Genomic DNA, 21,944 nt, shown 5'->3' on the forward strand with positions numbered 1-21,944 from the left:
AACACAATAAACCGAAGGAAATGAGTCTTCCTTCGGTTTTATACTGAACTTTTTCTAAATTGATGTTTAAATTGATCCATCATTTGCTCTGAAATGGCGGTATACCCAGCCAGGTTTGGATGGACACCATCAGGAGAAAGATTCTGCAGATGTGCCCCATTTATGACCTTCGTTGTCTCGATGACGATTGACCCGGGGACTTTGTTTGCAGCTTCATATATATTAATATTCCACTTCGGGAGCATTTTATCTGCCAATGGATACAATTGGTCATCAGGTGATAATGGATTGTATAATTCTAAAAAAATAATCGTGGCGTTTGGGTTAAGCATGGTTATTTTCGCCGTAATATCTGTTAGATTTTTCGAGAAATTGGTCTTTAATTGGTCGTAGCCTTGAATCACCGAACGAAAATTTTGACCCTTTGCCAGTTGTAGAATATCATTGCCGCCTACATTAATCGTGACAATATCAGACTGCTTGATCGATTCATCAAATCGACCTTCCTGAACCAGGCTGTTTAATTCACTACTGGTAATTCCATTGATTCCTTCGTTTTGTGTGACAATTCTTTTGGAAGTTTGTGCTGCCAATTTGCTAGAAAATAGACTGACAAAATTCTTCTCCTTTGGTGCACCGACTCCGCGAACGATAGAATCGCCAATGGCCAAATGATGAATTTGAGCCATTTTTGCATTACGATAATAATTAAGATAGGAGGTTTGGTTAGAGCTTTTGCTCACCACAACCGAATGTTTTTTCATCTGATGTATTTGATACTGCGGATAATAAATCCACGCAGAAATACTAAGTCCAATGAGCAATATACAAACAAAAAGATATTTTACTAGTTTCATACCATCCACTCCTTGAATATTCTATTATATCAGAATATCAAGTGAAGAAAGTAGAATGTGATTTCCAATAAAAAGGAGGATAATGTCAAATCTCTTTTGAAAACCAAAGAAAAAGGTCATCATCCAGGTGATGATGACCAATCACATCAAATTATCTAAACATCCTGTTTACGAAATTTGAAAAGTCGTCCCAAAGGTCGTTTCTGTTTGTTCCAGTCCGAATATCATTCGAATAGTTCGTCATTTGACCGAAAGTATCGGTATCGTAAGAAATGTAAACATTGTCGATACTGCGGTCAGCTGCACGAACTTGGTTTATGATTTTTTGATCTAGTGTATTGATTCCGCGTGCATTTGTTCTTGTTCCTCTGGTTCCAGTAATATTAGCGTTGTTGATATTACCTGTTGTAGCATGCAAATTGGCAGAGCCATTGGTACCTGTCGTACCTGAATTATAGCCATTTCCATAAGTGGCATTCATATTTGGACCAGTCCCCGTTGTGCCGCCACGTGCACGAGTCCCATTTTGAGTCCCCTTTAATCGAACAGCTACATATGCATCATTGTTGCGAATGATCACATTTGCTTGAACAACTTCCTTTAAGCTCTCCACGTTTCGAGTCGCACGGGCCGAAACACGTAAATTTTGGTTAGCGACATTCCTTACATTCACACCATTAATAGCATTGTTTCTAACATTATTGAAACCTAAATCGTTGGTATTATTATTGGCCGCATTATCATTGTCATTTGCACAGCCTGTTAAACCCAATAGGGTCGTTGCTAAAACAAAAGTCATCCAGCTTTTTCTCACCACAAAAGTCACTCCCTTAAAAAAGTCTTACAAACTTATCGTGACCTGTTTAAGTGAATGTATTCGAGGGGAAATGCAGGGAAATTTTGAGTGGAAACAGATCAAATGACTGTTTCCCCAAGTAGCAGTACTTTTAATTGTTCCTGGGGAAGCTGCTGTTTTTCCCATTCACGGTGCAGACGCTCTAAGGCTTCTGGTCCAGTGTCATCAGCTAACCGATACGTACCATAATGCATGGGAACGAAGGATTTTGCTTTTAATTCAATGAAGGCCTTCACACTATCTTCTGGTGAGATATGTGCAGGGGCCATGAACCATTCTGGCTCAAAAGCACCTATAGGCATAAACACTGTATCAATAGAAGTAAAACGCTCCCCTATTTGTTTAAATCCACTAAAATATCCTGTATCCCCGACAAAGTAGAGCGTTTCTTGGGGGGATTGAACTATCCAGCCTCCCCAATGAGAGGTATTCATATCAGTAAGAGATCTTCTTGTCCAATGTTGCGCAGGAACAAAATGGAACGTTATCCCGCCATATTCTAAATTTTCCCACCAATTCAATTCCGTCACATCCGAATAGCCTTTTCTGTTGAAAAGAGACGTAAGACCAGCAGGGACCAAGTATTGGGGATTTCCTTTTAATTTTTTCAAGGTAGGGAAATCCAAATGGTCATAATGGCCATGAGAAATAACGACCACATCAATTTCTGGGAGATCTTCTAACGAGATGCCAGGTTCGGTTAATCTTTTTTCTAACCCCATCCTTTTTGCCCAAACAGGATCGGTAAGAATATTGATTCCATTTAGTTGGATCAAAAAAGTGGAGTGGCCCACCCATGTATAAGATGTCCTACTTTTATTTTCCTTTATTTCACGTACCATTTTTAAAGGATATTGTTCAATGTTAATTGTTAAATCTTTCACTTTCTTTTTCCGTTCTCTTTGCCATTTCCGCAGCTCTTTAAACGATTTGTAACTGGTCACATTATCCAAATTCGAATAGTTCTTCATGATTCGTCTCCTTGATTTTCCACCTTTTATGTTTAGTACAGAATATCATGATTCACGGTAAACAACCTAAGAAAACAGTCAGCACCTAACCAGAATCATTTTACAGTGCCAAGTAAATAATACCTCTAAATGTCCCTTGGTGATGAAGGAAATGATCAGAATATACGTCGAAAGTAGGGATTGAAAGGCAAAAAAAGAAAAGCACCCATTAGAGTGCTTTCCATCATATCTTTACTTACTAAATAAACCTTTTACGCCCTTGTAAATTAAGACGAGTGAGAAGACAAGAACGGTCAGTATGCCAATGATATCAGTAACCGGGGAAATGCTTTCAAGAAATGAATCGGCTAAAGGAACTCTAATAAGTGCAAAACCAGACAAAATCGAAACAAAAAATAATAAAATTCGATTATCCATTGGTTCACCCTCCTTCCTATGCGATTGATAAAATATATGTCAATCTCGTTACAAATATGTCAATTATGTGAAAGAATAAAATATAAAATTTGTATTTACAATTATATTTATGCAGAAAAGGTTAACATTAAAAGAAAACAGTATTTTAAATCTATAGAATTCTTTGATGGAGTTGAAAATCAATGGAGCACCATAACCCCAAGATTACATCGGCTGAAATTTCAATGTTATGGAGTACATATGTTGGTGATTCAATGGCGATTTGTATTTTAAGTCATTTTTTACAAACGACCGAAGATCAGGATATTAACCCTGTTATTGAATTCGCTCTAGAATCTGCTCATGACCATCTCCATCTAATATCAGAGTTATTTACAAAAGAAGGAATTCCTCTACCAAATGGATTTGGAAAACAGGATGTGAATTTACAAGCAAAAAAACTATTTTCTGATGTAACGTATATGCGTTACTTGCACCATATGGGAAGGACGGGATTGAATACATATAGCTTAGCTAAATCCATTTCCTCTAGAGAAGATGTGCGTTACTTATTCAAAAGATTTTATGACCAAACGGAAACCCTTTATGACAGAAATACAAAAATGATGCAGGAAAAAGGGGTATTTATTCGGTCTCCATATATTTCCTATCCAGATAAGGTAGAATATATTACGGATAAATCTTTTCTTGGAGGTATACTCGGGCACCGGCGTCCACTGCTTGCCATGGAAATTGCCCATTGCGGGGTCAACATTGAGGTATCAAACGTAGCTAAAACGATGCTTTTAGGATTTAGCCAAGTAGCTCAGTCGAAAAAAATAAGTGACTATTTTAAAGAAGGGTATGATTTAGGAAAGAAAATAGTGGAAGATTTTATGATAAAATTAAAAGAGGACGACAATTCCTATCCTTCCACATGGGATTCTACGATAACAGCTAGCACGGAAGCTCCTTTTTCAGATAAACTAATGCTATTTCATACCAATACGCAGAGTGCGATTGGAATTGGGGACTTCGGACTTGCCATAGCCGCCTCACTTCGTAAGGATTTAGCCCTATTGTATGAGAAATACCTTTTGAAGGTTGGAGCTTATGCGGAGAATGGGGCAAAAATTATGATTGATCATGGATGGTTTGAAAAACCGCCTCAATCGATAGATAGAGAAGCTATCAGAAACCAAAATAAATAATCACAAAAACAATGTGAATGAAGGGTTATTTTAGCTTTAGCTAAAATAATCCTTCTTTTTTATGCGGCTGTTGTTATTTTCTTAAGGTTGAAAAAAACCAACATATTGACAGATTAACGAAAAATATGATATTAAATATATGGAATTAGCACTCGGTAAGTTAGAGTGCTAATAGTTCTGATTTACAGCCTAAATCAGTGATTACATAATCGCATTTTAAAGTGGAAAGGGGATTTTTCTATGTCGAAGAAACAATTTCAAGCAGAATCGAAACGATTACTAGAAATGATGATTAACTCCATCTATACACACAAAGAGGTATTTTTAAGAGAGTTACTATCCAATGCAAGTGATGCGATTGATAAAATCTATTACAAGGCTTTAACTGACGATTCTTTACGTTTCGACAAAGATAACTATTTCATTAAATTGATTACGGACCAAGAGAACCGAACATTGAAGATTTTAGACACTGGGATTGGAATGTCAAAGGAAGACTTGGAAACGAACCTTGGAACGATTGCCAAAAGTGGCTCCCTAGCCTTTAAAAAGGAAAATGAAATTAAAGATGGCTATGACATAATTGGTCAATTCGGGGTGGGTTTTTATGCTGCATTCATGGTAGCTGATGTTGTTACCGTTATTAGTAAGGCATTAGGCAGTGATGAGGCCTATAAATGGGAATCCACAGGTGCTGATGGTTATACAATAGAGCCGGTTGAAAAAGATTCTGTCGGTACAGAAATTATTTTAAAGATTAAAGAAAATACCGAAGATGAAAACTATGATGAGTATCTACAGGAATATCGCTTAAAATCAATCATTAAGAAATACTCTGATTTCATTCGTTATCCGATTAAAATGGATGTTACCAGCAGAAAACTTAAGGATGGCAGTGAGTCCGAATACGAGGAATATCATGAAGAACAAATCATCAATAGTATGGTTCCAATTTGGAAAAAGAATAAAAGTGAGTTAACTGATGAGGATTACGAGAACTTCTATGCGGAAAAACGCTATGGTTTTGATAAACCGATCAAACATATCCATATCAGCGTAGAAGGGTCCATCCGGTACAATGCTATTCTTTACATCCCTGAAAAAACGCCTTTCGACTTCTATTCGAAAGAGTTTGAAAAGGGCCTAGAACTCTATTCAAATGGCGTTCTGATCATGGATAAATGCGCAGACCTGCTGCCTGACCATTTTAGTTTTGTCAAAGGGATGGTGGACTCCGAGGATTTATCGCTTAACATTTCAAGGGAAATGCTCCAGCATGACCGCCAGTTGAAGCTGATTGCGAAAAATATTAATAAGAATATCAAGAGCGAATTACTAAGCCTGCAAAGAAAAGAAAGAGAAAAATACGAAGAATTTTATCAATCGTTCGGTCGTCAATTAAAGTATGGAGTCTATAGCGACTTTGGTGCCAATAAAGAATTATTACAAGACTTGATCATGTTCTACTCATCTAAAGAGAAGAAACTCGTTACGCTGGATGAATATGTGTCAAGAATGCCTGAAGATCAAAAGTACATTTATTATGCTTCCGGTGAATCAATTGATCGAATTGAGAAATTACCACAGGCTGAATTCGTGTCAGAAAAGGGCTACGAAATCCTTTACTTTACTGAGGATATCGATGAATTTGCCATCAAAATGTTAATGAACTACAAAGAGAAAGAATTCAAATCAATCTCTAGTGGTGACCTAGGAATCGAAGGGGAAGATACCAAAGATGATTCCGAATCCAAAGAGAAAGAAAGCAAAGAACTCTTTGATTATATGAAAAACATTTTAGCGGATAAAGTGAAGGATGTAAGAATCTCCAAAAGACTGAAGTCCCACCCAGTCTGCCTGGCAACAGAAGGAGACATTTCAATTGAAATGGAAAAAATTCTTGCAGCTATGCCTGATAATCAAAATATCAAAGCCGACAAAGTATTAGAAATCAATAAAAACCATGAAGTCTTCCAATCCTTAAAAGAGGCTTTCGAAAATGATAAAGGTAAATTGGACTTGTACACCAAGTTATTATACAATCAAGCCCTATTGATCGAAGGACTACCAATCAGTGACCCAGTAGAATTTACAAATGATATATGTAAAATAATGGTGTAAACCATTGATACTCTTATATGCCGTCCTCACAATAAAGTGAGGGCGGTTTTTTGTACCACTGCTGATACAGTTCAAACAAACTTTATTCCAATAACAATAATAATCATCCCGTTACAGAAATTACCTTCATAGTGAATGGGTACTTGGACAACCTTATTATTGAAAGAAGAAAGGAGTCCAAAAAAATGCCTGTAACAAAAATGGAAGAAAAGAATTCTTGGCAAGAAGTGCTAAAGGTAGTAAAAGCACTTGATCCGAAAAAACTTGAGGTTATTAAGGCAACTTTACCTGTAGTTAAAGAGCATGGTGAGGCTATTACCAAGCAATTTTACAAGCGAATGTTTAAAGAGCATCCGGAACTTCTAAACATTTTTAATCAAACACACCAGATTACGGGGCATCAGCCGAAAGCATTGGCAGATGCCGTTTATGGAGCTGCCGCAAATATTGAAGATTTTAGTCAGATCATGCCAGTTCTAGAGCGTATTGGGGAGAAACACCGGAGCTTACAAATAAAGCCTGAGCATTACCCCATCGTGGGGGAAAATCTTCTGGGAGCTATTAAGGAAGTATTGGGCGATGCAGCTACCAATGAAATCATGGACGCATGGGCAGATGCCTATGGTGTCATCTCCGATGTGTTTATCCGAATGGAAAATAAAATGTATCAAACCACAGAGTCGATGCCGGGAGGTTGGGCAGGATTCAGGGATTTCACGGTCGAGAAAAAAGTGAAGGAGAGCGATGTGATTACGTCCTTTTATTTAAAGCCAAAGGATGGAAAACAAATTTCTACCTTTATCCCAGGGCAATACATAACGGTGAAAATGGAGAGTCCAGATGAAAAATATACCCATCTTAGGCAGTATAGTTTGTCTGATAGTCCCGGTTTAGACTATTATCGTATCAGTGTAAAGCGGGAGGATTCGAAAGGGGACATACCGGCCGGAGTGGTATCATCCTATCTTCATGATCATGTCAAAGAGGGGGATATTATCCCGATTACTGCGCCTGCAGGTGACTTTTATTTAGATATAGAATCAAAACGTCCATTAATATTAATTAGTGGAGGGGTCGGACTTACCCCAATGATGTGTATGTTAAATACAACAGTGAAAGAAAAACCAGATCGTGATATTTATTTTATCCATGCCGCGATAAATAGTCATTTTCATGCATTTAAAACACATGTAAACGATTTGGCAGCAGAGCATAAGAACGTAAAATCATTTGTTATTTATGAAAAGCCATCAGAAGAAGATCGGGAAATGAAAAGATTTGATAAGGAGGGGTATATAACTCTTGATTGGATTCAACAAGTGGTGCCTTCCAAGGATGCCGATTTTTATTTTTGTGGACCAGAGCCTTTCATGAAAGTGGTCAATAAATCATTAAAACAATGGGGGATACCAGACGAACAAATTCATTATGAATTCTTTGGTTCGTTCGGAAGTTTAGACGCTGACATTTAAGACAAAAAAACACCATTTACGACTCTCTTCTGAATTAAGAAGGGAGTTTTTGAATTGGACAAAAAAGGCGGGATATTAGTAAGTAATAATGTACTAATTTCAAAAAAATATTTGTTTTTTTATCGATTTGATATATAATTCATTACTATAATAGGAGTTGATCAATGATCATGTCTGAAATTAGTAAAGAATATATCGAGTTAATTCCGAATGTATTTAACAGTTTTCAGCGAATAAATCAAAAAGCTAGTAACCTGTCGCATTTACAGAACCAAATCCTAGAATTCGTATTTATGAATCAACGTGCCCTGACAATCAAACAAATAAGCGATGGACTGAATATACCTAAACAGCAAATGACCGACTTAGTTAAGCGTTTATTTGAGCAAGGATTTATTACGAAAAGTCAAAATAAAGATGATAAAAGGTCGTTTGTTATCGAGCTAACGGAAAAAGGAAAAGCCTCACAGCAAGAAAAATGGACGAAAATTCACCAAAATTTTATGAATGATTTGTCGAAGCTAACGAGTGAAGAGCAGCTGGATCTTCAATATGCTTTGCATAAAGTTAATTATCTGCTTAAAATAATGGAGGAAAGATAGTATGAAATTAGATTTACAATCCGTTCAAGGCACGATGCTAATACCCCTTTGGGGACGCGCAACAGCAAGTGAGAAGAATCCAGAAATTTTATATGACAAAGAAGCAATAGAGATCATTGCAGGCTGCCACTTTGATTTTACCGAAATCGCCAAAACTTTTGGTGAATACGGCGGGATTAGCTATCTCGTTCGTGCACGGAAAATGGAAGATACCATACGCGAATTTATCAATAAGCACCCTCGGGCGACCATTGTTAACATTGGTTCTGGACTTGATACAACCTTTTCAAGAGTAGATAATGGGACAATAAACTGGTACAACCTTGACTTACCTGATTCCATCGCTTTCCGCCAATCTCTTATCCCGGATACACCTCGGAACATCAGTATCGCCAAATCATTTTTTGATGGATCATGGTTTGATGATGTAATCTTTAATAAGGAAGACGGTATACTTTTTATATCTGCAGGGGTTTTCTATTATTTTCAGGAAAGTCAATTAAAAGAAATCTTTCAGAAAATGTCGCTCTTTTTTCCAGGCGGCGAAATGTACTTTGATGCAGAGTCAAAAATGATGCTAAATATCTCTAATCGAACCGTGGAAAAAACAGGGAATAAAGGTGCGAGGATGTATTTTTATGTAAATAATCCTAAGGCGCTTGAAGGCTGGTTGCCAAACATAAAGTTACTTTCCTCTGTATCGTACTTCAAAGGAATCCCTGCAAGGAAAGAGTGGGAAAGTGGAACGCGTGTAATGGTAAGGTTGATTGATTTATTTAAACTGATGAAGTTTATCCACGTGGGTTTCGAAAAGGAAAATTAGTTAGTTGTGACAACAAGAAAGGCTGATTATATGTTATTTGATTTAGATCCATCGTTATTATTTATTTTAGTTGTTTTTGGCTTTTTAGCTGCATTTATTGACTCTGTGGTTGGCGGCGGGGGGCTGATTGCCTTGCCGGCCTTGTTATTTACCGGTTTGACACCAGCGGCTGCCGTGGCAACCAATAAACTTGCTGGAACAATTGGTTCCTTAACAAGCACAGTGATGTTTTATCGGTCAGGAGAGCTTAATTTAAAATCGGTCTACAAATTGTTTCCACTAACATTTATTGGTTCGATGATTGGTGCGTGGACGGTTCATTTAATGAATCCCGAGTTGTTAAAGCCATTGATGCTAATCATGCTCGCAGTGGTAGCAATTTATACGATTTTTAAAAAGGATTGGGGCAGTATTTCGACGGACAAAAAATTCGCCATCCACCATCAAATCATGTTTATGTTGGCCATCTTTGCCATCGGATTCTATGATGGCTTTATTGGTCCTGGAACAGGTTCATTTTTAATCTTTGCCTTTTTAATGATGGGCTTTAATTTTTTAAAGGCGGCTGGAAATGCCAAGTTTTTAAACTTTGGAAGTAATATTTCTGCATTGTTGATGTTCATTTATTTAGGACAAGTTAATTATGCCTACGGGATACCAATGGGTCTGGCACAAGTAGCTGGAGCTATTGTAGGTTCGAAATTTGCAATCAAACGCGGCAGCGGCTATGTCCGTGCCCTTTTTATCGTTGTTACCTTTTTATTGTTAGCAAAAAATACCTATGATTATTTTCAATAGCAGGGAATAAACACAGTTAGAATTGATTACTAGGAAATGAATTTAAGTGACGGATGTAAGAATTAAAGAACTAGCCGCCGTTTTGGCCGCTGGTTCTTTTTGTGCTGTTGTAGGGATATAAAATATTATCTTAGAATATGACTGAGAATAAAGGAAAAACTAGTAGGAAAAGTAGGTTAAGGGAGTCTTCATGAAAACAATTAAGCCGATTAAATTAAACACATATAAAACCTATATAAATGAAAATTTAACGTCAGCAGAAATGGGTAAACTTTGGGCTACCTATATGGGAAACAGCATGGGAAAGTGCATTTTAAGTTATTATCTTCAACATGTTGAGGATAGTGATATTAAGACTTTGTTAGAAAATGCCTTAAAATTAAGCGTAGAATTTATGAAAATCACTGAAGGGATTTTTCAAAAGGAGAATTTCCCTATACCAAAGGGATTTTCAGAAGAGGACGTAAACCTAGGGGCTCCACGGTTATTTCAAGATGAATTCTATGTTCACTATCTTAAATATGCGTCAAAAGCAGGAATGAGTATTTATAACGTCGCCATCCCTCTTGTTTATCGAAAGGATGTATGTGAATTTTTCAGGTATTGTATGGATTGTACTATGGATTTAATGAACCAAATCAAAGAAATATTAATGAATAAAGGTCTAATAATTAAGCCACCTTTAATTCCAATTCCAGATAAAGTGGAATTTGTTCATCAGGATTTTTTAAATGGTTTCTTTGGACATGTAAGACCTTTGCACGCATTAGAAATCGCACACTTTTACGATAATATTGAAAATAATGTAACGAGTAAGGCATTAATTATGGCTTTTGCCCAAGTGGCAAAGGATGAAAAGATTCGGAAATTATTTGAAAAAGGAAGAGATCTTACAACAACAAATATTCAAAACTATATGCAAAAACTACATGATGAAAATTTGCCTGCACCATCTTTTCTTGATGATTTAGTGACAACATCTACTTTTTCTCCCTTTTCCGATAAGATAATGCTATTTCATAAAATGGATATGTTTTCAATGAAAATAAGGGGATTTGGAAATTCGATAGCTGTAAATGGTAGACACGATGTTGGGCTCGTTTATACTAAATCGTTTACGAAAATTGCTTCTTTTGTTGAAAGTGCAGCAAAAATCTATATTGAGAAGGGGTGGATGGAACAAGTACCACATGCACCAGAAAGAGAAAAATTAGCTACCAATTAGTCGAGTGTAAGTAATTCAAAATCAAAATATACCAAGAAAAAGCCCGAAACCAAATGATTTCGGGCCATCCTTTATTGTAATTCCATCAGACTCTTTCTTTTTCCTGTCATATACGGCTTGATCGACTTCCAGCATGCTTTAAAAAAAGGTAACCGTTATTTTCGCTAACAAATGTGGAGCCTAAAAACGGAACTTAATTTATTGTTATGAGGTGGATTTTTTCTTGTACCAGGTATAAAAAGTTCCTGCTTCTTCCTTCGAAACTCCATATAGTTCAGTATCATGTGTTGGTTTAGCCTTATTGGTGAATTGGAGGGTTGCTACACCAAAGCGACGCTGCAGCCATGTATGTTTTACCGTAATCTGTTGAATCCGTTCACGATGGGTAACAAAGGTTTCATTTGTAATGCCGCCTTTTCTGATTTGGATGGTATTTCCATCACGCAGATAACTAGTGAACCAGTAGTCTAGGATCCGAAGTAAAATGGAAATGACAAAGACAATAGCAGCGATCCAAAGCCACTCCGATTTAAAAATCCATAACCCAATAATCGCCAGAATCGTTAAATAATAGGGATGGAGGAGTTTAAGCCAGAGGACTTTCAGTGGGAATCGCTCCATGTGTTCTTCAATCCGATATTCAGGCAGGATTGTGTGTAACACCCGATAGGCTTCCTGTTTAGGCATAAAAGGATATAATGAACTGGTTTCTTCCTTTTCTTCATCTTCGAAGCCCCCTGCACTGATAAGTTTGATAGCAGCGAGTCCGAGTATCCGCTTCAGAATGGATTGTTCAACGACTATGGCTTGTACTCTATGTTTCGGGATGGAAAAGCTGACAAAACGGCCAACGCCTTTTTCAATATAAATCCGTTCATCATCGTCACTAATGACAAAATTCCCATACTTCCACATGGTTTTGAAAAAGCCTAACACAGCGGATAATCCAAGTGCAAGGACAAAAAGAATTATCATTACCCACCAATGGATCAGTAAGTAATCAAGCGCATTCTTCGCAGTTTTCTCGATATGTAAATAATCCGCTAGATTGGTATAAATCGCACCTAATAAAGGGAAAATAGCCAAGAAACTGAGTGAAGTGAAAGATGCTTTTACGATATCCTTTTTGGTGGAGCGGAAATGAACCTTACGTCGTTCGGTTTGATCGACTACTCCTTCATCTCCCGCCTCAATCAAATCTTGTTTTTGCTGCAAATGGATGATAATTCGTTCTTTTTCTTCGTTTGTAATCACGGGAAACTCAGCAGTAGCATTTTCACCACTTGTACCGGTTTCAAGAGTTAGGGAAGTAAGACCAAACCATTGATGTACAAAAGTGGTACTCGAAGTTTGGTTATGGACCCGGTCTAAAGCAAATGTCCGCTTTTCTTTAACAAATATCCCTTCATATAGAACAATGGAATCCCGGTCAATTTCATAGCGATGAAAAAACCATCTCAATAGAATCGAAACCAATCCCCATAATGTAATAATGAGAAAGAGATAACGGCCCCAAATGACCCAATTCGAAGTGGAGGAAGCTTTAAGCACAAATAAAAAGAGAAAGAACCAAATCGAATTTTTGACTAACTTTACCGTTTCAACAACGATAATGGCGGGGTGATACCTTTTTGCCGTTTGGTTCATGCTCTTTCTCCTCCTCCTACCTGGGAATCCTGAATTTTTGCATAAACAGCAATTTCTGCTTGTAGTCTTTTTGCTTGTTCCGAAGCAATGGCAGGTATGACATGACTAGAAGTAGTGGTGCCAATTTCTATTTTGTATAGTTGATAATGCCGCATGATGGGTCCTTGTTCAGTGCGAACGTATTCAACTTTTTCCATCGGGATTAACGTGTGTTGTGTTTGCCATTTCCCATGTTTCAATTGAATAAATTGGGGGTCAATTTTATACCGCCACGTCTTCTGCAGAAAGACTGGTTCAATCAGTATGGAATAAATCGCGGATAAGATGGTTATTCCACCAATTATATAAAGAACGACACCAATCCATCCATACCAGTTCAATATCTCCGTGCAAACAATTAAAACCCCAATAATAAGAAAGACGATTCCATGCCCAACTGAATTTGATATTCTCCACATTTTTACCGCATCAGCCGAAATAGTTTCTGTGGGTTCCTCTATTTGTATGTACATATATTTCACCTCAAATATCGTATACGTTTCATTCTATCAAAGAGTTTCACTAGATACAGAATCGTTATTTTTTAATTTTTTATTTGACGCCAATATTCCTCTTGTTTTTAGCTTTTTTCATATTATGCTACGATGGAAAGGAAGAGATAAATTCAATTATTATATGGAGGCATAATCATGTACAGCTTTAAGAACGATTATAGCGAAGGCGCACATCCTAGAATTTTAAATGCATTAATAGAATCCAACCTCGTTCAAGATGATGGATATGGGGAAGATCAATTTTCTCGACAAGCGGTTGAACTGCTAAAAGAGAGAATGGGAGAGCCGGATGTTGATGTTCATCTCTTATCAGGCGGCACACAAACCAATTTGATTGCGATTTCAGCTTTCTTAAGACCGCATGAAGCGGCCATGGCAGCTAGTACCGGCCATATTCTTGGCCATGAAACAGGGGCAATCGAAGCGACGGGCCATAAAATCCTCTCGATTGAAGCGGAAAACGGTAAATTAACTCCATCAGATGTACAAGTGGTACTCGATGGTCATCCTGATGAGCATATGGTCAAACCGAAATTAGTATACATATCAAATTCAACCGAAATAGGTTCTATTTATACCAGAAATGAACTGGAGCAGTTAAGTGATTTTTGCAAAAAGAACCATCTTATATTGTATATGGATGGGGCGCGACTTGGCTCAGCTCTCTGCTCGGAAGAGAATGATCTGCAGTTAAGCGATCTCCCTAGACTGGTCGATGCATTCTATATCGGCGGAACAAAGAACGGGGCACTTCTTGGTGAGGCTCTAGTCATCTGCCGTGAGTCATTAAAGGAAGATTTTCGGTACCACATGAAGCAGAAAGGGGCGCTGCTAGCAAAAGGGAGACTATTGGGCATTCAATTTCTTGAACTGTTCCGGGACAATTTGTTCTTTGAATTAGCCACTCATGCAAATAAGATGGCAGCAACACTTAGAGAAGGAATCAGCAAAGCAAATATTCCATTTCTAACCCATTCTCCATCGAATCAAATCTTTCCGATATTACCTAATGAGTTGATTACAGAATTAGAGAAAAACTATGGGTTTCATTTCTGGGAAAAGGTGGATGAGGAACACGCGGCCATTCGCCTTGTGACATCTTGGGCAACTAAAGATGAGGGGGTAGCAGCCTTTCTTGAGGATTTAAAGGGAATTATTGAGAAGTTCAATAGGAAATCAAAATAACAAAATTGTGAAGTCAATAAGTTTTATAAAAAAAAATTAATCTTTTAAAAGTTCAATATACTTGAATATTCTCTAAAAATTTGTTATTTTTAGAGAAATAAAAAAAGACGATGTGTAACTGGCGAAACACGGATTACCGTGAGGGAGCACATATAAGTCGTAGCCGTTCGCCTGGGCAGAGGTAAGGAAACAAATCCTTGCCTCTTTCTGTATATTAGGGGGGGATAGGACCGGCTAGAAAGACTGTTAAATTTCTTCATTCTAATAGAAACAGATCCTTATAGAAAAAGTGATATTGAAAACTATAACAGAAGAGTAGAGGAGAATACAAAATGAGCACAACTATCCTAGACAAAAAACAAACAATTAAAACGTTAAATAATATTGCTGAGAGCGGGCTAAAGGTCTTCAATCAGGATACCTTCACGATTGATAATGACAGTGTTAATCCGGATGCTATTGTGGTTCGCAGTTTTAATATGCATGCCCTTGAATTGGGCAATGAATTAAAGGCAATTGCACGTGCCGGAGCGGGAGTCAATAATATTCCAGTCGATAAATGTACAGAGCAAGGGATTGTTGTGTTTAATACTCCTGGTGCAAATGCGAATGCGGTAAAAGAAATCGTTCTTACTTCATTAATGGCTTCATCACGCAACCTGTTTGACGGTATCGAGTGGACAAAGAATTTAGCAGGGGAAGGCGAGCAAATTCCGAAACTTGTCGAAGCTGGTAAGAAGCAATTTGTTGGAAAAGAAATTAAAGGAAAAACACTTGGTGTGATTGGATTAGGTGCGATCGGTGCACTGGTTGCAAATGATGCTCTTGATTTAGACATGGACGTCATTGGCTTTGACCCGTTTATCTCTGTTGATACAGCTTGGAATTTGTCCCGTAATGTTCAGAGGGCAATGACCATTGAACAACTCTTTGCTAATTCTGATTATATCACTGTACACGTTCCATTTACTGATGATACAAGAGGGATGTTTAACGAAGCAACTTTCAGCATCATGAAGCCTGGCGTTCATATTTTAAATTTCTCTCGTGGAGAGCTAGTGAATGAAAAGGATATGGCTGCTGCTTTAGAAAGCGGTCAGGTTGGTAAGTTTATTACAGATTTCCCGAATGAAAATGTATTGGGAATGAAAAATGTCATTCCGATTCCACATCTTGGTGCTTCTACCCAAGAATCAGAAGAAAACTGTGCCGTCATGGCGGCACGTCAAGTAAAGGATTTTCTAGAAACAGGAAATATCAAAAACTCTGTGAATTTTCCAAACGCATCACTTGATTATACAGGAAAGCGCCGTGTGGCAGCATTCCACAAAAACGTTCCAAACATGGTAGGCCAGTTGACACTAGCAATCTCAAGTTATAATCTAAACATCGCTGACATGATTAATCGAAGCCGCGGAGATTATGCTTATACGATGATCGATATTGATAATAAAGTAAATGGCGATGTCATTCCTGGTTTGTTAGAAAAAATCAATCAAATTGAAGGTATTGTCACAGCACGTGTTATCTAAGCTTTTCTTTTGCCAAATTTAGAAAATAGATAACAAAAGGAAAAACTCAAGTCATGCCCAACTACTAAAGAATAGTAGAGGGCATGGCTTTTTTTCGATATTTTCTGTATTGGTAAGAGACTCTTTTTCTTATGGTAATAAGGTTAGTCGAAATAAGCTTCAAACAAGGATTTGATCCGTAAGGCAAGTCTAATTTGCATCGTTGTTTCTGAATCCTTTAAGCTTTTTCCAAGGATCTCTTCACACTTTTCAATTCGATAGATGACCGTGTTACGATGAACAAACAACCGTTTGGCCGTTTCGGAAATTTGACAGTGTGTTTCCAAATAGACAGACAACGTATCTAGCAGTGTTTGTTCATCTTCCACTTTTGTGTTTGCCAATCGACTTAGGGCAAATGTATAGAAATTCTTTAACTCATCTCTGGGGACCATTCGCAATAATTCCATGACATCCTTGGTATGATAGGTTTGGATATAGGCCGTTTTCTTAGAGAGCTGCCCCTGTGATAAGGCGTCTACCGCATCTTTGTAAGCATTTTTTACATCAAGAAACGAATGACTTAAATTACTCACCCCGAAGGATATCGTATTCCGGAAGTAAGTAGATACTTTTTCCTGAAGGGAAAGCAAAGTAGATTCACAGTAACTGCTGGACGTTGAGATGGTTTCTTGAATTTCAAATAAAAGAATACAAGTTTCACCTTTTGTGAAAAAGTGGATGTAGGGAGTGATAACAGAGACTTCCCCTTCGATAAAATCATAAATATCATCTGCTTTTTCAAGGCGCTCAGTATAGGTAGGGTGATGGTCGTCCCTGTCGATTTGACCCACTGCACAAATATACTTCTGGTCATTGGGTAATGAAAACTCCGCTGCTCGACCGATGATTTCCTCTTGAGAAGAAAACGTACCATCTGAAAAATGAAGAAAGAAATCATTTCGTATACTTTGTTCTTTCTGTCGTAGTGCATGTTCCTTCATAAGTGCAAACGAGATTACATTGGTAGCTTGTTCGATCGTTAATGAAATCAGATGATTGGTTTTCTCAATCTCCCCTATAATCATAAGAAATCCTTGTTTCTTTTCACTCATGTGTACAGGGAATAAAGTACAGGTCTGTTTAGTGGCTCGGACTGACATGGAAATGGGTGAAGTCATCGAATAAGGAATCTTGAGACCATCCAGAATGAAGGGAAAGTCTAGGTTGGTCATAGGTTGATAAATCGGCTTAACATATTGATCCAATAATATAACAGGACGCTCGATCACTTGAGATAAATCTTGCAGTAAGAATTCAATCCCTTTTCCTTCCATAATGATCTTGGTAAATTGCTTGTGGATCTCTAATGCAAGCGTCAATTCAGCAGCCCGTTGATCAAGCATTGCCCGTAATGTATGATTGACAATTTCCCCAAGTGATAATTCTAATGGGAGTTCAATAATGGGGAAGGCCAGCTCGTTTGCCAGATTTATAGCTTCTAATGGTACTTTATCTAGAAAGCGTTTTGTCTTGATTCCTAGTCCAGCACACCCTTGATCGGCCATCGCTTGAACCAGCTCGGTTAGCTTAGAGGGCTGATCTTTGAAATGATAAGCAGTTGTGATAAGAAATTCATTCTCATGTAAGAATGGAATAATATCGGGTGCATCCATCATATTGACCGATTTCACTTCACGAGTAGTTCCAGATTCTCCGGCGATAACCGTCATTCCTGATAAATATGGGATTATTAAGACTTCATGTACTTTCATGGAAAACACTCCTTGTGAAAAATCAAAACACTGGAAATATTTCATTTATTTTAGCATGGTTTAGTTAATTTGCATAAAAAAATACAATAATTTTTACGTTTCCTCTAATGATGTTCATTTTTAATGATTGTAAACTAGGAATATAAGTATTTATGGTGAGGGGTGAAGTGAATGGACATTCAAGTAGACAACTTGGATAAAGGTCAGGTGGGAGCCATGATTGAATGGCTTGCTTCGATTGGAGAAACAGAAAACGGGGGAGTAACAAGACTTTTGTATTCTCCATCCTGGCTAGAGGCGCAGCTGGCATTAAAAAATATAATGGAACAATCAAAACTGCATACGTACTTTGACAGTGTCGGGAATTTATTTGGACGATTACCAGGGACTGATTTACATGGGAAGACAATCTTAACCGGCTCTCATGTTGATACGGTCATCGATGGCGGGAAATTCGATGGTGCTTATGGAATTCTTGCCAGTTTCATAGCGGTAAGGAGGCTCTTTCAAGCATATGGGTACCCTAAGAAAACGATCGAAGTGGTCTCTCTGAGTGAAGAAGAAGGGAGTCGTTTTCCCCTTACCTTTTGGGGATCAAGAAATATCTGTGGTACGTACACCCTTGACCGGGTAAAAGAGGTGAAAGACTCAGCAGGAATTCCATTTTTAGAAGCGATGAAAAAGGCAGGATTTGATCCTGAAAAGTATTCATCTCCCGTTCGTAATGATGTGGAACGCTTTGTTGAGGTTCATATTGAACAAGGGATGGTCCTTGAGAAAAATCAGAAACAAGTGGGAATCGTCACTCATATTGTCGGACAACGCCGTTATACCATTCAGATAAAGGGAGAAAGTAACCACGCAGGGACGACCCCGATGTCCTATCGGAAGGATGCGGTTACTACCGCTTCCCAGTTTATTTCTTTTTTAACGGAAAAAGCGAAAGCGATCTACCCGCAATTAGTGGCAACGGTGGGAAGATTACAGGTAAAACCGAATGTGCCGAATGTGGTCGCTGGTGAGGTAGAGTTTAGCCTGGATATCCGCCATCATCAGGAAGAGGTGATTGATCAATATTGCAATGAGATCTTCACGGAATTTAAACGATCTGCTGAAAGCTTACAAATCGAAGTGACGATTTCCCAATGGATGGATGTACAGCCAGTTAAGATGGACGGAGAGATGTGTGAGTGGACTCGCGAAATCGCAGAGCGGAAGAACTACCGTTATCAAGACATGATATCGGGTGCAGGTCATGATGCACAAGTATTCGGTACGAAATGCGCCACATCTTTAATATTTGTCCCGAGTCAAAAGGGAATCAGCCATTCACCAAAAGAATTTACGAGTTTGGAAGATTTAGAAACAGGAATTGATCTATTAACTGAAGTTTTATATAAACTAGCATATTAGGGAGTGGATAGAGATGGCTTTTTCTGAGTTGCACACACCAATGAGAACGATAATGACCCCAGGGCCCGTGGAAGTTGACCCTCGAGTATTGCGTGCGATGAGCACACCTATTTTAGGGCAATTCGATCCAGCTTTTACTGACATTATGAACCAAGTTATGGAAATGCTTCGCCAAGTTTTCCAAACGAAGAATCGCTGGGCTTTTCCCATCGATGGCACGTCCCGTTCCGGAAATGAAGCAATCCTTTGCAGCATCATCGAACCAGGAGACCGGGTACTTGTGCCGATTTTTGGGAGATTCGGACATTTGTTAGTGGAAATCTGTGAAAGATATGGTGCAGAAGTGTATACAATGGAATGTCCGTGGGGAGAAGTATTTGATCCGCAAACAGTCATTGATGAAATGGAGCGGGTTGCGCCGAAAATACTAGCGATTGTTCATGGCGAGACATCAACTGGTCGAATGCAGCCCCTGAAAGAGATTGGGCAAGCATGCCGTGAACAGGACGTGTTACTCGTTGTGGATGCGGTCGCTTCCATCGGTGGTGTTGATGTAAAAACCGATGAATGGTGTATTGACGGTTTAATTGGCGGTACGCAAAAATGCTTATCCGTTCCATCTGGGATGGCACCAATTACCTTTAATGAACGAATTGAAACTATTCTTGCGGCCCGTAAAAAGGTCGAACGCGGGATCGCGACAGAGGAGGATTTTCGCTATTCGCGAAGCAGTCATCCGATAGCGAGCAACTATTTTGATTTAAGCATGCTCCAGGATTATTGGGGCCCAAGAAGACTCAACCATCATACCGAGGCCACTTCGATGATTTATGCTCTATACGAGGGGCTTCGATTAGTGTTAGAGGAGGGACTTGGGCAGCGATTTGAACGCCATAAGTATCACGAAACCGCGTTAGTTGCAGGGCTAGAGGCAATGGGATTGCAGCTATTTGGGGATGCTGAGCATAAACTGCCTTGTGTCACCTGCGTCGAAATTCCAAGCGGGGTGGACGGAGAATCCGTCCGAAAAATGCTGCTTGATGCCTTTAGTATAGAAATAGCATCCTCCTTTGGACCACTCCACGGAAAAATCTGGAGAATTGGAACAATGGGGTATAGCTGCCGAAAGGAAAATGTATTGTCAGTTCTTGGTGGATTAGAAGCAGTGTTGATTCGTCATGGAGTAAATGTAAATCGTGGACAAGCATTACAAGCTGCACTTGATGTCTATGCTGTAGAGAATCATATTTTAGTGTAAGGCTGTGTTAAAGATTAATGTTGATTTTTGCACTCTGTTGATTGGAGTGGAGGGCACGAAGACTCCTGCGGGAGTACGGGGCAGGGGAGACCCCGCAGGCGCTAAAAGCGCCGAGGAGGCTCCCCGGCACGCCCGCGGAAAGCGAAGTGCCTGGAACGGAAATCAACAGACAATTTTAACACAGCCTAGTGTTAAACCAAGCATAATTGTAACTATAGTAATTATGGAAGATGCGTTCCGATAAATTCCGTTTAAAAAATATCAAGTGAATTTTAAATTTTAACGATAATATGTACTTGTAAAGGAGGGAAATGGATGTTACAAGAATTCAATCATTTAATGGATTACATTGAAACACATTTAACGGAAGAAATCTCTGGAAAAGATATATCGAAGATTGTAGGACTATCTGATTATCATTTTAAAAGAATGTTTTCGTATATGGCTGGAATGTCATTAAATGAGTATATCAAAAATAGGAGATTATCGGTTGCGAATGTTGAATTAATTAACGGAGCCAAAGTGACAGGTATTGCCTATAAATATGGCTATCAATCAATCGAAGGATTTTCAAGAGCCTTTCGTGAATGGAGTGGTTTTTTACCTTCAGAAGTAACTAAAAACAAAATTCAAAAGTCATTTCCCAAATTTTCATTCTATATAGATATAAAAGGAGGAAAATCTATGGAGTTCAAAATTGAAAAGAAAGAGCCATTTAATATTGTAGGTGTATCCAAAAGAGTGCCCATTCAATTTGAGGGTGAAAATAAAGCTATCATAGAACTGGCGCAGTCTATTACCGAACAACAAAGAAATGAAATGCATCAATTAGCTGATTTATATCCTCATCAAGTCTTAAATGTGTCCTTTGATTTTGATGATAGCTACCTGGAGGAAAAAGGATATTTAACTCATATGATTGGTTTTGCAACAACAAAAGAGAATCCATTCGATGATTTAGAGCAAATTACAATTGAAGAAAGTTTATGGGCAATTTTCCCTAATCAAGGACCATTTCCTGCTGTACTTCAAGAAACCACCGCCAAAATTTATTCTGAATGGCTGCCTTCTTCAGATTATGAACTAGTAGAGTTACCTGGAATTTCTTTTACAAAGTACAAAGGTACATCGGATAATGTCTATAGTGAAATTTGGGTGGCAGTAAAGAAAAAGTAAGCGATCATCTAGGATGATAATTTTTTAACAATCCTGACCTTCTTTGAATATAAATAAATGATTGCAATTTTTTATTTATGGTCGAAGGAGGGG

20 protein-coding genes and 1 riboswitch are annotated in these 21,944 nt (G+C 38.3%); of the genes, 13 read left to right on the forward strand and 7 right to left on the reverse strand.

What is annotated here, in order from left to right:
• Window positions 1-38: 38 nt before the first annotated feature.
• The 4 genes from ACE198_RS22090 to ACE198_RS22105 all read right to left on the reverse strand — a co-directional run bounded on the left by ACE198_RS22090 (window position 39) and on the right by ACE198_RS22105 (window position 3,101).
• On the reverse strand, window positions 39-857 hold the full coding sequence (locus ACE198_RS22090) for a GDSL-type esterase/lipase family protein (protein WP_375377054.1): 819 nt from the start codon (window positions 855-857) through the stop codon (window positions 39-41).
• A 151-nt stretch (window positions 858-1,008) separates the two neighbouring features.
• Window positions 1,009-1,674 (reverse strand): YhcN/YlaJ family sporulation lipoprotein, encoded by a 666-nt coding sequence (locus ACE198_RS22095; RefSeq protein ID WP_375377055.1) that lies wholly within the window; start codon window positions 1,672-1,674, stop codon window positions 1,009-1,011.
• A gap of 98 nt (window positions 1,675-1,772) precedes the next feature.
• On the reverse strand, window positions 1,773-2,684 hold the full coding sequence (locus tag ACE198_RS22100; protein WP_375377056.1) for an MBL fold metallo-hydrolase: 912 nt from the start codon (window positions 2,682-2,684) through the stop codon (window positions 1,773-1,775).
• Window positions 2,685-2,915: 231 nt separating this feature from the next.
• Entirely contained in the window at window positions 2,916-3,101 is a 186-nt protein-coding gene (locus ACE198_RS22105; protein WP_098575418.1) for a hypothetical protein, read from the reverse strand.
• A gap of 182 nt (window positions 3,102-3,283) precedes the next feature.
• Here ACE198_RS22105 and ACE198_RS22110 point away from each other — a divergent pair, with 182 nt between their 5' ends.
• From ACE198_RS22110 to ACE198_RS22140, 7 genes are all read left to right on the forward strand, one after another.
• The gene (locus ACE198_RS22110) at window positions 3,284-4,291 is read left to right on the forward strand and encodes a DUF3231 family protein (RefSeq protein ID WP_375377057.1); all 1,008 of its coding nucleotides are present in this window, start codon (window positions 3,284-3,286) and stop codon (window positions 4,289-4,291) included.
• A gap of 240 nt (window positions 4,292-4,531) precedes the next feature.
• Entirely contained in the window at window positions 4,532-6,412 is a 1,881-nt protein-coding gene (gene htpG / locus ACE198_RS22115) for a molecular chaperone HtpG (protein ID WP_375377058.1), read from the forward strand.
• 200 nt (window positions 6,413-6,612) lie between these two features.
• Window positions 6,613-7,884, forward strand: a complete 1,272-nt coding sequence (hmpA, locus tag ACE198_RS22120; protein ID WP_251461602.1) for an NO-inducible flavohemoprotein — start codon at window positions 6,613-6,615, stop codon at window positions 7,882-7,884.
• A gap of 164 nt (window positions 7,885-8,048) precedes the next feature.
• Window positions 8,049-8,486, forward strand: coding sequence for a MarR family winged helix-turn-helix transcriptional regulator (locus ACE198_RS22125; RefSeq protein ID WP_375377059.1), 438 nt, complete (start codon window positions 8,049-8,051; stop codon window positions 8,484-8,486).
• Window position 8,487: 1 nt separating this feature from the next.
• Window positions 8,488-9,309: a class I SAM-dependent methyltransferase gene (locus ACE198_RS22130; protein ID WP_375377060.1), complete on the forward strand. Its 822-nt coding sequence runs from the start codon at window positions 8,488-8,490 to the stop codon at window positions 9,307-9,309.
• A gap of 30 nt (window positions 9,310-9,339) precedes the next feature.
• A complete protein-coding gene (locus ACE198_RS22135; protein WP_251461492.1) occupies window positions 9,340-10,107 on the forward strand; it encodes a TSUP family transporter in 768 nt (255 codons plus the stop codon).
• A gap of 190 nt (window positions 10,108-10,297) precedes the next feature.
• Entirely contained in the window at window positions 10,298-11,332 is a 1,035-nt protein-coding gene (locus ACE198_RS22140; RefSeq protein ID WP_375377061.1) for a DUF3231 family protein, read from the forward strand.
• A gap of 204 nt (window positions 11,333-11,536) precedes the next feature.
• Here ACE198_RS22140 and ACE198_RS22145 read toward each other — a convergent pair whose 3' ends face one another.
• The gene (locus tag ACE198_RS22145) at window positions 11,537-12,979 is read right to left on the reverse strand and encodes a PH domain-containing protein (RefSeq protein WP_375377062.1); all 1,443 of its coding nucleotides are present in this window, start codon (window positions 12,977-12,979) and stop codon (window positions 11,537-11,539) included.
• Complete coding sequence (locus tag ACE198_RS22150) at window positions 12,976-13,491, reverse strand: PH domain-containing protein (RefSeq protein ID WP_098575424.1); 516 nt, start codon at window positions 13,489-13,491, stop codon at window positions 12,976-12,978. Before ACE198_RS22150 ends, ACE198_RS22145 begins: the two co-directional genes overlap by 4 nt.
• Window positions 13,492-13,668: 177 nt before the next feature.
• Between ACE198_RS22150 and ACE198_RS22155 the strand changes: the two genes are divergently transcribed.
• Together ACE198_RS22155 and ACE198_RS22160 are read left to right on the forward strand one after the other, a co-directional pair.
• Window positions 13,669-14,718 carry a threonine aldolase family protein gene (locus tag ACE198_RS22155; protein ID WP_375377063.1) on the forward strand — a complete coding sequence of 350 codons (1,050 nt, stop codon included), beginning with the start codon at window positions 13,669-13,671 and terminating at the stop codon, window positions 14,716-14,718.
• A gap of 104 nt (window positions 14,719-14,822) precedes the next feature.
• Window positions 14,823-14,902: riboswitch (ZMP/ZTP riboswitch) on the forward strand.
• A 148-nt stretch (window positions 14,903-15,050) separates the two neighbouring features.
• Window positions 15,051-16,250, forward strand: coding sequence for a phosphoglycerate dehydrogenase (locus ACE198_RS22160; RefSeq protein WP_098575426.1), 1,200 nt, complete (start codon window positions 15,051-15,053; stop codon window positions 16,248-16,250).
• Between the two features lie 143 nt (window positions 16,251-16,393).
• Here the strand turns inward: ACE198_RS22160 and ACE198_RS22165 are convergent, their stop codons facing one another.
• Complete coding sequence (locus ACE198_RS22165) at window positions 16,394-18,004, reverse strand: PucR family transcriptional regulator (RefSeq protein ID WP_375377064.1); 1,611 nt, start codon at window positions 18,002-18,004, stop codon at window positions 16,394-16,396.
• A gap of 171 nt (window positions 18,005-18,175) precedes the next feature.
• Between ACE198_RS22165 and allC the strand changes: the two genes are divergently transcribed.
• From allC to ACE198_RS22185, 4 genes are all read left to right on the forward strand, one after another.
• Window positions 18,176-19,417: an allantoate deiminase gene (gene allC, locus ACE198_RS22170; RefSeq protein ID WP_251461478.1), complete on the forward strand. Its 1,242-nt coding sequence runs from the start codon at window positions 18,176-18,178 to the stop codon at window positions 19,415-19,417.
• A 13-nt stretch (window positions 19,418-19,430) separates the two neighbouring features.
• Window positions 19,431-20,675 (forward strand): pyridoxal-phosphate-dependent aminotransferase family protein, encoded by a 1,245-nt coding sequence (locus tag ACE198_RS22175; protein WP_375377065.1) that lies wholly within the window; start codon window positions 19,431-19,433, stop codon window positions 20,673-20,675.
• 4 nt (window positions 20,676-20,679) lie between these two features.
• On the forward strand, window positions 20,680-20,919 hold the full coding sequence (locus ACE198_RS22180) for a hypothetical protein (RefSeq protein ID WP_375377066.1): 240 nt from the start codon (window positions 20,680-20,682) through the stop codon (window positions 20,917-20,919).
• A gap of 71 nt (window positions 20,920-20,990) precedes the next feature.
• The gene (locus ACE198_RS22185; protein ID WP_098575430.1) at window positions 20,991-21,851 is read left to right on the forward strand and encodes an AraC family transcriptional regulator; all 861 of its coding nucleotides are present in this window, start codon (window positions 20,991-20,993) and stop codon (window positions 21,849-21,851) included.
• Window positions 21,852-21,944 lie beyond the last annotated feature (93 nt).

The sequence above is a fragment of the Neobacillus sp. KR4-4 genome, assembly GCF_042136325.1.
Classification (GTDB): domain Bacteria; phylum Bacillota; class Bacilli; order Bacillales; family Cytobacillaceae; genus Neobacillus.